Here is an 11,963-nt window from a genome sequence, read left to right as displayed (position 1 = left end):
AATGAAAAAAAGAGTCGGCATCTTATTGGTTTTTGCCCTTTTGTTCATCGGGTTTTTGGCTAACTGGACCTATAGCTACTATCAAGGTCTGGAAGAAGCCTACATTCCCATTCATGAGGCTAGTGATATACCTGTTATTCCTTCGGAGAAAAAAGTCTTTGAGCGATCTGGGTATGCCTTGGATTATCTAAACATGCCTGTGGATGAAAACCATCAGCGAACCTTGGACACCTATTATAATAATAGGGCTTATACTGGAGCGCCACCGAGCATTCCACATCCAGTGAAGGAAAAACTGGGAATGGGAGGTAATATTTGTTTGCAATGTCATCAAAATGGAGGCTTTGTGGAAAAGTTCAATGCCTATGCACCGGTAACGCCCCATCCAGAAATGATCAATTGCAAGCAATGCCATGTGGAACAACAAACACAATCAACCTTTGTGGCCACTAATTTTTACAAGAAACCAGCCCCCGAAGTAGGAGTCAATAACGCCTTGCCAGGAAGTCCTCCCGCCATTCCACATCAATTGCAGATGCGGGAGAACTGCATTTCATGCCACGCAGGGCCTGCAGCTGTAAAAGAGCTTTGGATAGACCATCCGGAACGGGTCAATTGTAGACAATGCCATGTGCCCAAGGCTCAAGAAGTAAAAAATGTAGAACTGTTCGTAAGGGCCAATACCAATGTAGAATGAAAAAGCTTGGAATAGTTTGTAGTCTCATCATGCTGTGCGGTATGTTTTCATGCAAGCACAAAGAAGGCGAATACCATAGTCTAAAGGAAAAAATAGAGGAAGAGGGCAAACACTACCAAGACCCGGGAATTTCATCCGAAGCCTACATCGGTGACATTAACACCATCGAAATAACAGAAGGAGCACATACGTTTTTGATTCCCGAACGCAAAAGTCAGATAAAATCCTATGCCTGTACCGAATGCCATTCCAAACCTTTGGAACAAATGCAAAATGAGCCAGGGGAACAAAAGGCGCATTGGGATATCAAAATAAATCATGCCAATGCAAATGCCATGAACTGTGCTACCTGTCATAACGGAAATGACATGGACAATCTGCATAGCTTAACGGGCAATACTGTGGATTTTAACCAGAGCTATCAATCGTGTGCACAATGCCATAATAATCAGGTTGAAGATTGGAAGGGCGGTGCCCATGGCAAGAATATAGGCGGTTGGGCAAAACCAAGGGCGGCATTTACCTGTGTGAATTGTCATAACCCACATGAACCTCAGATAGCCTCAAAATGGCCTGCAAGGTTCAACACGGAAAAAGTAAAAGAAAGAAAATAACCATTTAATAAACGCATCATGGGAGACAAAAAGAAATGGTTTCAATTGGATCTGGGCCTCAACAAAAAACAAGCTGTGGCCGGTAGCTGCGGTTGCGGCAAAACAAATGGAGGTTGTGGTTCCCATGCTGCGGAACCTCCAAAAACTGAGCACACGATTTCTTCAGCGGAATTTGATGCTGCCGTAGAGCAAGAGCTTACCCAAGAAACCATGGTTGGGCAGACCCGTAAAGATGGTTTTCAACAGGTGTTCGATGTAAAAATGGATAGAAGGACGGCCTTTCGAAAACTGACCGCAAGTTTGATGGTAGGTGCTGGAGCTGTGCATACATCCTGTAGCGTCACCGCTGGTGAAGAAGCGAAGGAAAAAGCACAATTGGATTGGGAAGAACAGTTTAAGGGTAACTACAAACTGATGACCCAGGATGAAAAGCAAGCTACCGTAGATCGCTTGGTACGATCATATCAATTGCGGAAAAAAGAAAACATCAAAATGACGGCTACGGATGCGTCAAAAGATGTGCTCTTCGGTTATGCCTTCAATATTTCAAAATGCCAAGGGTATATGGATTGCGTAAGTGCCTGTGTAGAGGAAAATAACCAAGACCGCAATTCGCAGATGCAATATATCCGCATTCATGAGATGAAAGATGGGGAAGGCTTTAAATTTAACGAAGCGGATGACAATTATTACCACGAAGTACCAGCAGAAGGACATTTTTATATGGGCACGCAGTGTTTTCATTGCGACAATCCACCCTGTGTAGAAGTGTGCCCAGTTGAAGCCACATGGCGAGAGGAAGACGGCTTGGTGGTAATCGATTATGATTGGTGCATTGGGTGTCGCTATTGTATGGCGGCCTGCCCTTACGATGGTAGACGCTTTAATTGGAGCAAACCCGAAGTACCCGAAGATGAAATCAATAAAAACCAACATTATCTGGGGAATAGATTGCGCAAAAAAGGGGTGATGGAAAAATGCACCTTTTGTGTACAGCGTTCCAGATCGGGGAAAGACCCTGCTTGTGTTGAGGCCTGTCCCACCGGGGCCAGAATCTTTGGCAACTTATTGGACCCCGATAGCACAATCAGATGGGTATTGGAGAACAAACAGGTATTTCGCTTAAAAGAAGACTTGGGAACCGAACCCAAGTTCTGGTATTTTATGGATTAAAAATGATGTGCGGAGTAATATATGGATGAAAGGCGTCATTCCGAATGAGGTACGAGGAGGAATCTCATGATTGATTAGATTTCTCGTCGCTCACCCGATAAGTATCGGGATCGCTCTTTCGAAATGACAAATAAAAACTTGCAGGGTTTCACCCTTTAATGAAAAAACAATATGAATGGGAACATTTAGGGCATTTCGACATATGGTGAAGGACAGTTTGGATTACATTACCCATGGGTCCAAAACCTACCATATTTGGATGATATTTTTAACCGTGATCATGCTTATTGGCATGTATTGCTATTCCATTCAGTTGGATGAAGGCCTGAGCGTAACCGGAATGACCGATCGTGTAAGCTGGGGACTTTATATTTCCAATTTTACCTTTTTGGTCGGGGTTGCCGCCGCGGCCGTAATGCTGGTGATGCCCACCTATGTCCTAAAGGACATTGATTTTAAACAAGCGGTCTTGATTGGGGAAGGATTGGCCGTAGCCGCCCTTGTTATGTGTCTCGCCTTTGTGGTGGCCGATATGGGAGGCCCTTCGGTATTGTGGCATATGATTCCGGGAATAGGGGTCTTTAATTTCCCCAACTCCATGCTTGCTTGGGACGTTATCGTGCTAAATGGTTACCTCTTTATCAATATCACCATTCCATTGTACATTCTCTTTCGGCATTATCAAGGAAAAGAGGCAAAATCCAAAATATATATTCCCGGTTCCATTTTGTCCGTGCTTTGGGCCGTGGGCATCCATTTGGTTACTGCTTTTTTGTACGAAGGACTTCAGGCACGTCCGTTTTGGAACAATGCACTTTTGGGACCTCGATTTTTGGCATCGGCCTTTGCCGCCGGTCCTGCATTGATCATTCTGGTATTGGCAGCCATCCGAAAGTTTTCAGAATTCAAAATAGAAAATAAGACCATCAGCAAAATAGCGATGATCGTAACCGTAGCGGCGCAGATCAATCTGATCATGCTCGTTTCGGAACTCTTTAAAGAGTTTTATGCCCCTACGCACCATAGCGAAAGTGCCTATTACCTGTTTTTTGGATTGGAAGGAAAGACAGCATTGCTGCCTTGGATATGGACAGCCATCCCCTTGAATATTTTAGCAACCGTTTTATTGACATTCCATAAACTTCGCAATAACTTTAAGGTCTTGTATTTCTGTTGCTTTATTCTGTTTGTGGCCATTTGGATAGAAAAAGGATTCGGCTTGATCGTTCCCGGCTTTATTCCCGGACCCTACGGAAAAATAGCCGAATACACCCCCACCTGGATTGAAATCTGGGTAACTTTGGGTATCTGGGCCATGGGTGCCTTTGTGTTTACCATGTTGGCAAAAACCTCCATCGGTATAGAACTGGGCAAGTTGCGATATAAGAAAAAGAAAGTACTGGAATCAGAAACAGCTTAATTATGGTTAAGTTGAAATGTTGAATAAAATGTCAGGTCGAGCTGTCATCCTGAGAAATGTCACACTGAGCAATGTCATCCTGAGCTTGTCGAAGGACTGTCGAAGTGTTCTCGAAGGAGCTAGCGAGACCTAATAAGAAACAAAAAAATAACAGATGAAAATAAGAATCAAAGGGAATTCCGTCCGATATCGACTTACTAAAAGTGAGGTGGAAACTTTTTGCGATACAGGTCATTTTGCCGAAACCACCGAGTTCAACGGCCGAACCTTTATCTATGCCTTAAAAATATCGGAGACCAAAACCCATATGGATGCCGAATTTGTGGATAATACCATTACGTTGATCGTGCCCGAAGCGGTCTGCAAAGGTTGGAACGTAAACAATCAGGTAGGTTTTGAGCATACGGTGACCTTGAACAATGGAAACACCCTGTTTTTGCTAGTGGAAAAGGATTTTGTCTGTATGGATGAGACCAACGAAGATCAATCGGACAATTATCCAAATCCAAAAGCAGTTTGCTAAAAGCCGAGCAATGGCCACAACAAAAATATTGATTGCCGGAATAGGAGGGGTGGGGGGCTTCTTTGGAGGCCTGCTCGCCAAACAATTTGAGGACAGCAAAGCTGTGGAAGTCCATTTTTTGGCCCGTGGGGCACATTTGGAGCAAATACAAAAATCAGGATTACAGGTTATTGAAGGCGATGAGCAGTTTGTAGCCATTCCTAAGTTGGCTACGGACGATGCACACCAAATTGGTGAGGTTAACTATATTATAGTTAGCACCAAAAGTTATGATCTGGAGCAGACCATACAGCAGCTTTCGCCTTGTATTGGCCCGCAAACCGTGATTTTACCCCTGCTCAATGGGGTGGACTGTAGGGAACGTATCCAAAAACTATTGCCGAACAACTTGGTGTGCGATGGTTGTGTGTACATTATTGCACGACTATCTCGACCGGGGGTGGTGGAGAACTTTGGCAACATTAAAAAACTGTTTTTTGGGGTGGAAGGCATTTCCGATCCCCGGTTGGAGGTCTTGGAAAAGCTGTTCCAAGAGGCTGGGGTAGAAGTAACCCTGACCCCACAGATTGAAAAGGTAATCTGGGAAAAGTTTGTCTTTATCTCCGTGACTGCCACGGCGACCACCTATTTTGACGAGCCTGTAGGCCCCATAGTTGCCGACACCGACAAACGAAACACCGTGATTGCCCTGGTCAATGAAGTGGCCCAGATTGCAAAGCAAAAGGGCATTATTATCTCCAGCAATATGGCCGAACAGGTATTGGCCAAATTGGAAAGTCTGCCCCCTGCAGCAACCTCTTCACTACATTCTGATGTTACCGCCAAAAAAGCCAATACTGAAATACAGGCTTTGGTAGGTTATGTGGTCACCACGGCACAACACTTTAATGTTGATGCTCCAACCTATCAACAATTGTTTGCGGAGATCCAAAAGCGTAATTCTTAAAGCATACGAAATTTTGGTATTGATTCTTTAAGTATATTAGTATTAAATGACGCTTTCCGAATCTTATTTTTACATAGTAGTTATTCTGTACTTGTGTTTCGCTCTGTTGATTATAGCATTTACCGAAGATTTAAAGCGTAAAAAGATATTTAAAACCTATTTACTGCTATCATTGATTGTTGGATGCAGTGGAATAGTAATTGAATTGATAGGCTGGACATATTTTTGTAAATACAATTTGGGCCTCTTGTCTTTTTCCTCACTAATAACCTTGCTCTCATCCAAACTAATAACCAATACATTTAGAATGATTTTCCATGAAGAACCCTATGCCGTTTGGCACGGTAGATTGACGGATGGAATGTGGGTAAAAAATAAGGGAGACATAAAAAGGATAAACTATTACGCGTTTTATTCTATGGCAATATCTCTGATCCCTGGTGTTGCAATAACTATTGTTTTTACTTACTTAGAGAACCATTCTTGTTTTTGAGGCAAACGAGTAAAAGGAATTTTGATAAACATATCATGAAGTATTTTGGACCAAACAATGCAAGCCTTTTAACCGAATTTGAAATTTAATGGAATCGATTATCAGCTTGTTGTTTATAGGGGGTAGTATCGCTCTAATTTATTGGACCGTTTTGGGCAACTCAAAATTGCCAACGGAGCGAATCCATAAGTTTTTGGACGCTAAAAACTTGACTTATAGTAGCCATGAACGGGTCAAGAAGAGGTGGAACCCCAATTTTGAAAAGGGCGAATACCTTTTTACATTTTTTGCTTACCGCAAGCATTATTTTAAAATAGATGCATTGGATGCAAAAGGAGATGTTGTGGAAGTTGATGCTATATGGTATCAATCTCATTCCCTTTTTCATAAAAGCAAGGCGGTATTTAGCATAAATGGTAATTAAAGGCTTGGCTCGCTACATTCTGATGTTACCGCCAAAAAAGCAAATACCGAAGTACAGGCGTCGGTGGGCCGAAGCACAACACTTTAGTGTTGAGGCTCCAATTTGCAAAATGAGGATATGGATGAAAAAGAAAAAATAAAAATTCTTTTAAGTGAAGCTAACAGTCTAAATATTTCTTCACTTATTCCGAGTCTTGAAAACATTTTGCAAGCAAATGCATTTGTTGTTCAATCGTTATATGATTCAAGCCCAAAGTTGGACACAGGAGAGGTTTATCAAGAAACACTTTTAATCAAAATAATATTTACATCAAGAAGTATCCTAGAATTATCAAAAGGAATTGAATTTGGTATTTTAAATCGAGATGACCGACCGGCAATTATTGATAGATCATCTCTGTATATTTTGACAAGGTCGGTTATTGAAGCTTTTTTGACTTTAGAATATCTGTATTTTAACGATTTAACTAGAGATGAGCAAATATTTAGATACAACCTTTGGAGAATATCAGGTTTTATGTCAAGGCAAGATTTTGGCATAACAAAAAATGAGAAATTCATTTCCAAATTAGAAAGAGAAAAATCCGAAATAGAAGATTTAAAAGCGACAATTAAAACCAGCCCATTTTATTCAAACCTTAAAAAGCAAGATTTGTGGAAGTTAGATAAATTCGGCTTACCAAGGTTAATGAGTTGGTCATCTCTTATAAAGCAAAGCGTTTTAAAAACTGATCTATTTGATAGAGTCTTTAAATTATATTCAAATTATGCGCATTCAGAATTTATTGCAATGATTCAGTTAAATGAGGGAAAAATGAGTAAATACGATTCGTTTAACATTGAGACCACCGTCACAACCTTAAATAATATTCGAGTCATAAACTGTGTTGCCTTAATATCTTTTATTGATAAATATGAGTTTGCAAAAAATAAATATCTGGAAATTGATGAGACCTTGAGATTCGTGATTGAGTTTTGGAATAAATTCGGAATCAAACAATAAAAACCTACAACTTCCCCACCGCTGCCTCACTCAACCCCGTATATTTTTTAATCGTTTCAGCATCAACACCATCCGCTTTCATTTTCTTAGCAATATCCTTGGCCTTTTGTTTTTCTGCCCTTTTTCGTTCGGTATCGATCTTCCATTGTTCCAGCTCCTTTTTTTCGGGGCCCATGATCTCAAACAGGCCAGAGTTGCGTAGTTCGTCCATAATGCCAGCGTCGGCAAAGCTGGTATAACTGTCCTCGGTAATGATCAGGTGGTCCACCACTTTAATATTGATCAACTTGCCCACCTTTAGCATACGGTCGGTAAACTCAAGGTCCCCTTTAGAGGCATCCACGGAGCCACTGGGGTGGTTGTGCACCAAGATCAGCTTTACGGCCAGTTTGTAAATGGCCATACGGAACACATCGGGCGGGTCGGCATTTACCCGGTTTACCGCACCAAGGCCAATCAACTCTATAAAAAGAACTTTGTTCTTGGTATCGAGCCCCACCACCCAAAAATGTTCTTGGTTGCGGCGGATCTTGTTTTCGCGCAGCAATATCTGCTGCATTACAAAGTAGATATCAACAGAATTTAAGATCTTAATTTTCTGTTCTTTGGTAAGACGGACGTTCATATTTCAAATATACAATTTGTGGGGAACAGGGTGGGGCAGGCCCAAAAGAAGTATCCTAAAATTATCCACTACCCATTGTTCCATACTTTGGAAGTGCCGGTTATGGCCGAAACTTCATAAAATTGTTCCTTGATATCGTTAGAGCCAAGTGTTATGGTTGCAAAACCGTTGAGCACCCTAAACTCCAACAATTTGGTTGGGGGAGTGCTATTGGGCATGGGTGTTTGGGAAAAATAGTCTATCTCCGGATTGGTCTTGCCACCGGTATGCAATGATGTTCCTTTACCAAAAGGTATGGCGCCGTGGCCAACACAACGCAGTTTGGGACTTTCACCCGACGGACATCTATATTTACCCGACACAGACTGGTCGCTATACACAATACCATTATGAATATGGCCATAGTACCAGTAATCCGGAGCACGCCCCAGGGCATTGATGACCTGGGTGAACAAAGGTTTTTTAATGCTGGTGCCATCGTAGGTTGGTGGGGTAAGGTCTTTCCCATCGGCGGTCATACCCGTATGGTGTGTCATTAAAATAATTTTTTGCGAAGCAGCAATGTTCAAACTTTTGATGAAGTTTATTTGATGGGTATCGTACAAAGCTCCGTCCATATACAGTTTGCTGCTATCATAATAAGCGGTATCCAACCCTAAAATGACCCAATTACCAAAGGTAATGGCAAAATAACTGGTATTGTTCTGCTCTTTTAGGAACAAGGGATTAGCTAATGCCATGTCAAAATATCCGTTGGCACCGTCATACATTTCATGGTTGGAGTTAAGCGTGAAATTTGCCTTTTTGCTTCTGGGGAAATGTTTTAGAAGCTTGTTCATTTCTTCTTTGCCCAGGCCTGCGTAATAAACATCGCCAAGGTGGAGGGTTATGTCCGCTTTCTCTTCAGGGGGTAGATTTTTAATGGCATTGCCCACCAAAGAAGAGGGCGATGGAAATCCTTGATCATTATAGATTCCCGTACCCCAATCTCCCATAATGGCAATGGTAAGTTGGTCTTGACCCGTAATCTTGGTGGTCACGGGAGTTGTGCCAAATGTTGCATCCGCTTTTCTGTCCCATCTATAATACAGGTAATATACCAACGCCTCGGTCCAACGATAATCCAATTGTGCGTACAGTGTTTCCAGATACAGTGTGCCATCAGGAGCTACCACACCGGGACCATTGGTTACGTTTTTCATCCAAATGTCCCAATCTGTTTTATGGATGTCGGTATTGGGCATTCCCATCCATTTTAGAATGTCCACAACCCACTTGGGAAATTGATGTAATAGATAGAGTGCGGGGCCATATTCAAGATTACCATCTGAAGGTAATGGCTTGTCTTTCATAAAGTCGATAAATCGAATCTCACTTTCTTTGAGAAAGATCCAATCGGATTGGAGCGGATTATTAACAATTGGAGCCGTTTGATCTATGCTTAAAAGATCTTTGGTGAGTTGGTCGGATAATTCAGTAACGCTGGACATAAAGTGTTGTTAGAAGTTAATTGTCAGTAAGTTAACAATAATTACGAATTATCTTATCAAATTGTAAGAAAAGAAATTATATTATATTCCGATTTCTACTGAATTTTAACCAAAATACTTTCTTAAGGCTTTGGCCCTAGATCTTGTATTGTATGCTGTTCAGATATTTATTATATTGATAATGAATCCAATAAACCCAAATTTTCCAGCACTCCTCTTTATGCCAACAGCGCTTTTTATTTCAGGTAAAGAGGTGCTAAATGTCATGTTTTAAGAATAAAGAAATTGGGATTTTTATACACTAAACACTTAGGGTTATGAAGATATACGATGACAAACACATAAAGAACATTGTTTTTGTGGGTGCCCACAACAGCGGTAAGACCACCTTGGCCGAGACCATGCTTTTTGAGGCCGGCCTGATCAATAGGCGAGGCACGGTGGAAGGTAAAAATACGGTATCGGATTATCATGAAATAGAGCACCAGAGAGGTGCTTCTGTTTTTGCTACCCCTTTGCATACCGAATGGCGCAATTATAAGATCAACATTATAGACACTCCGGGCCTGGATGATTTTATTGGTGAGATACTTTCTTCCATCAGGGTGGCGGATACCATTGTTACCGTTGTAAATGCCCGTCACGGGGTGGAGATTGGTACACAGATCATCTGGAACCATATTGATCATTACAATAAACCCACCTTGTTTGTCGTAAACCAGATAGACCATAAAAGTGCCAATTTTGAGGATAGTTTTAAGGAGATCAAGGAATTGGTGGGCAATAATGCGGTCAAGATTCAATATCCCTTGGTCATTGATGGAGCGCAGTGCATTTTGGATGTGTTGAAAATGAAACTCTATAAATTTCCTCCGCAAGGCGGAAAACCTGAAAAATTGTCCATACCGGAAGATCAAAAAGAGCTGGCCGACCAATTGCACAATGAACTGGTGGAAAAAGCGGCAGAGAACGATGAGGATTTAATGGAACTATTCTTTGAAAAAGGAACACTGAGCGAGGACGAAATGCGCCAGGGAATCAAAGCTGGGATGCTGAACCATGAACTTTTTCCCGTTTTCTGCGTATCAGCACTTCAAGATATGGGCAGCGGTAGGTTAATGGGCTTCATTGACAATGTGGCTCCCGCCGCCGCAGATTTAAAACCTGAGCAAAGCGTGGAAGACAAAACTGTTTTGCGCACCAAAGAGGCTCCAACGGCCTTGTTTGTCTTTAAGACCGTACACATGCCCAACCTTGGGCAGCTGACATTCTTTAAAGTAAAATCTGGTGAGGTCAATGCCAATGATAAACTGGTGAATTCCAGAACTGGAGAGACCGAAATCCTGCACCAGCTTTTTATTATGGATGGAAAAAAACGGGAACCCGTTTCAAAACTGATGGTCGGTGATATTGGTGCCACATTGAAACTGAAGCATACAGAGACCAACGACACTTTGTACGAACAAGGGCATAAGTTGACCATAAGGCCCATAATTTATCCAGAACCCAGAACCCGTAAATCTGTAGTGGCGTTAAAGCAGGCCGATGAAGAAAAACTGAGTGATGCTTTAAAGAAACTCCATAGTCAAGATCCCACGGTGGTGGTTAGCTATTCCAAAGAATTAAAGCAACAGATTTTGGGCTGTCAGGGTGAGCTGCACTTGGCAACCATAGGATGGATACTTGAAAATGGCTATGGGGTAAAAGCGGAATTTGAACAACCAAAGATTGCATACAGGGAGACCATAAAACGTTCTTCAACGGCCAATTACCGTCATAAAAAACAATCGGGTGGGGCTGGGCAATTTGCCCAAGTGCACCTAAAAATAGAGCCTTGGTTTGAAGGCATGCCTGAACCCGAAGGGTTCAATATTAGGGGAAAGGAAGAGGTATCACTTCCCTGGGGCGGTAAACTACTTTTCTATAACTGCATTGTGGGAGGGGTGATAGACCTTAGATATTTGCCCTCCATTAGAAAAGGGATTTTAGAGGTGATGGAATCGGGCCCACTCACAGGTTCATATATTCGGGATGTACGAGTCATGGTCTACGACGGCAGGATGCATTCCGTAGATTCCAATGACATCGCTTTTAAAATTGCCGGTGCCCACGCTTTTAAGGCTGCATTTTTGAATGCCAAACCCAAATTGCTGGAACCGATTAGGGAATTAACGGTAAAAGTGCCCGAAGAAATGGTGGGCAGTGTAATGACCGATTTACAGTCCAGAAGGTCAGTCATCCTTGGGATAGACAATGCGGATCGCTATCAAATCCTCAAATGCAATACCCCAGAGGTAGAGCTGTATGGGTATTCCACCAACCTGCGTTCGCTGACCCAGGGAAAGGCCACATTCAATTCCGTGTTTTCTTCTTTCGAGGTAGTTCCTGATAATATTCAGCAGAATTTGGTTAGGACCTAGGCGTAGTCAGCATATAAAAATTATCTAATAAACCTTCTTCAAAGGTTAATGGTACTTTTTTGATTCCTTTGTGATTTTTTATTCTGACGGAATTATCATTTCGACAGCTTTTGTCGGTTTCCAGCCCTTATTTAGC

Annotated in this window: 11 protein-coding genes; 9 read left to right on the top strand and 2 right to left on the bottom strand. The window is 42.0% G+C overall.

Annotated features, from left to right (window positions below):
* Nucleotide 1 precedes the first annotated feature (1 nt).
* From ACULLG_RS11765 to ACULLG_RS11730, 8 genes are all read left to right on the top strand, one after another.
* Nucleotides 2-697, top strand: coding sequence for a nitrate reductase cytochrome c-type subunit (locus ACULLG_RS11765; protein ID WP_452126989.1), 696 nt, complete (start codon nt 2-4; stop codon nt 695-697).
* On the top strand, nt 694-1,311 hold the full coding sequence (locus tag ACULLG_RS11760) for a cytochrome c3 family protein (protein ID WP_452126988.1): 618 nt from the start codon (nt 694-696) through the stop codon (nt 1,309-1,311). The genes ACULLG_RS11765 and ACULLG_RS11760 overlap by 4 nt, the downstream gene beginning before the upstream one ends.
* A gap of 18 nt (nt 1,312-1,329) precedes the next feature.
* Nucleotides 1,330-2,484, top strand: a complete 1,155-nt coding sequence (locus ACULLG_RS11755) for a 4Fe-4S dicluster domain-containing protein (RefSeq protein ID WP_452126987.1) — start codon at nt 1,330-1,332, stop codon at nt 2,482-2,484.
* 175 nt (nt 2,485-2,659) lie between these two features.
* Nucleotides 2,660-3,904 (top strand): sulfate reduction electron transfer complex DsrMKJOP subunit DsrP, encoded by a 1,245-nt coding sequence (gene dsrP, locus ACULLG_RS11750; RefSeq protein ID WP_452126986.1) that lies wholly within the window; start codon nt 2,660-2,662, stop codon nt 3,902-3,904.
* Between the two features lie 154 nt (nt 3,905-4,058).
* Nucleotides 4,059-4,427: a DUF7009 family protein gene (locus ACULLG_RS11745; RefSeq protein WP_452126985.1), complete on the top strand. Its 369-nt coding sequence runs from the start codon at nt 4,059-4,061 to the stop codon at nt 4,425-4,427.
* A gap of 10 nt (nt 4,428-4,437) precedes the next feature.
* The gene (locus ACULLG_RS11740) at nt 4,438-5,373 is read left to right on the top strand and encodes a ketopantoate reductase family protein (RefSeq protein ID WP_452126984.1); all 936 of its coding nucleotides are present in this window, start codon (nt 4,438-4,440) and stop codon (nt 5,371-5,373) included.
* A 581-nt stretch (nt 5,374-5,954) separates the two neighbouring features.
* Nucleotides 5,955-6,290 carry a hypothetical protein gene (locus ACULLG_RS11735; protein ID WP_452126983.1) on the top strand — a complete coding sequence of 112 codons (336 nt, stop codon included), beginning with the start codon at nt 5,955-5,957 and terminating at the stop codon, nt 6,288-6,290.
* A gap of 117 nt (nt 6,291-6,407) precedes the next feature.
* On the top strand, nt 6,408-7,292 hold the full coding sequence (locus ACULLG_RS11730; RefSeq protein ID WP_452126982.1) for a DUF5677 domain-containing protein: 885 nt from the start codon (nt 6,408-6,410) through the stop codon (nt 7,290-7,292).
* Nucleotides 7,293-7,296: 4 nt separating this feature from the next.
* On the opposite strand, the gene ACULLG_RS11725 is transcribed toward ACULLG_RS11730, so the two are convergent.
* Together ACULLG_RS11725 and ACULLG_RS11720 are read right to left on the bottom strand one after the other, a co-directional pair.
* The gene (locus tag ACULLG_RS11725; RefSeq protein ID WP_452126981.1) at nt 7,297-7,917 is read right to left on the bottom strand and encodes a JAB domain-containing protein; all 621 of its coding nucleotides are present in this window, start codon (nt 7,915-7,917) and stop codon (nt 7,297-7,299) included.
* Between the two features lie 68 nt (nt 7,918-7,985).
* Nucleotides 7,986-9,407 (bottom strand): metallophosphoesterase family protein, encoded by a 1,422-nt coding sequence (locus tag ACULLG_RS11720; RefSeq protein WP_452126980.1) that lies wholly within the window; start codon nt 9,405-9,407, stop codon nt 7,986-7,988.
* Between the two features lie 317 nt (nt 9,408-9,724).
* Here ACULLG_RS11720 and ACULLG_RS11715 point away from each other — a divergent pair, with 317 nt between their 5' ends.
* On the top strand, nt 9,725-11,827 hold the full coding sequence (locus ACULLG_RS11715) for an elongation factor G (protein WP_452126979.1): 2,103 nt from the start codon (nt 9,725-9,727) through the stop codon (nt 11,825-11,827).
* Nucleotides 11,828-11,963: the final 136 nt, after the last annotated feature.

It is taken from the genome of Flagellimonas sp. 2504JD1-5 (assembly GCF_053618295.1).
Note: the sequence above shows the minus strand (reverse complement) of the source record. Positions and strands in the feature narration are given on the sequence as shown.

Excerpts from the sequence above, each read along its gene's own strand:
- ACULLG_RS11755 (WP_452126987.1), top strand. The coding sequence starts at position 1,330 with ATGGGAGACAAAAAGAAATGGTTTCAATTGGATCTGGGCCTCAACAAA.
- ACULLG_RS11760 (WP_452126988.1), top strand. The coding sequence starts at position 694 with ATGAAAAAGCTTGGAATAGTTTGTAGTCTCATCATGCTGTGCGGTATG.
- ACULLG_RS11765 (WP_452126989.1), top strand. The coding sequence starts at position 2 with ATGAAAAAAAGAGTCGGCATCTTATTGGTTTTTGCCCTTTTGTTCATC.
- ACULLG_RS11715 (WP_452126979.1), top strand. The coding sequence starts at position 9,725 with ATGAAGATATACGATGACAAACACATAAAGAACATTGTTTTTGTGGGT.
- ACULLG_RS11730 (WP_452126982.1), top strand. The coding sequence starts at position 6,408 with ATGGATGAAAAAGAAAAAATAAAAATTCTTTTAAGTGAAGCTAACAGT.
- ACULLG_RS11725 (WP_452126981.1), bottom strand. The coding sequence starts at position 7,917 with ATGAACGTCCGTCTTACCAAAGAACAGAAAATTAAGATCTTAAATTCT.
- dsrP (WP_452126986.1), top strand. The coding sequence starts at position 2,660 with ATGGGAACATTTAGGGCATTTCGACATATGGTGAAGGACAGTTTGGAT.
- ACULLG_RS11720 (WP_452126980.1), bottom strand. The coding sequence starts at position 9,407 with ATGTCCAGCGTTACTGAATTATCCGACCAACTCACCAAAGATCTTTTA.
- ACULLG_RS11745 (WP_452126985.1), top strand. The coding sequence starts at position 4,059 with ATGAAAATAAGAATCAAAGGGAATTCCGTCCGATATCGACTTACTAAA.
- ACULLG_RS11740 (WP_452126984.1), top strand. The coding sequence starts at position 4,438 with ATGGCCACAACAAAAATATTGATTGCCGGAATAGGAGGGGTGGGGGGC.
- ACULLG_RS11735 (WP_452126983.1), top strand. The coding sequence starts at position 5,955 with ATGGAATCGATTATCAGCTTGTTGTTTATAGGGGGTAGTATCGCTCTA.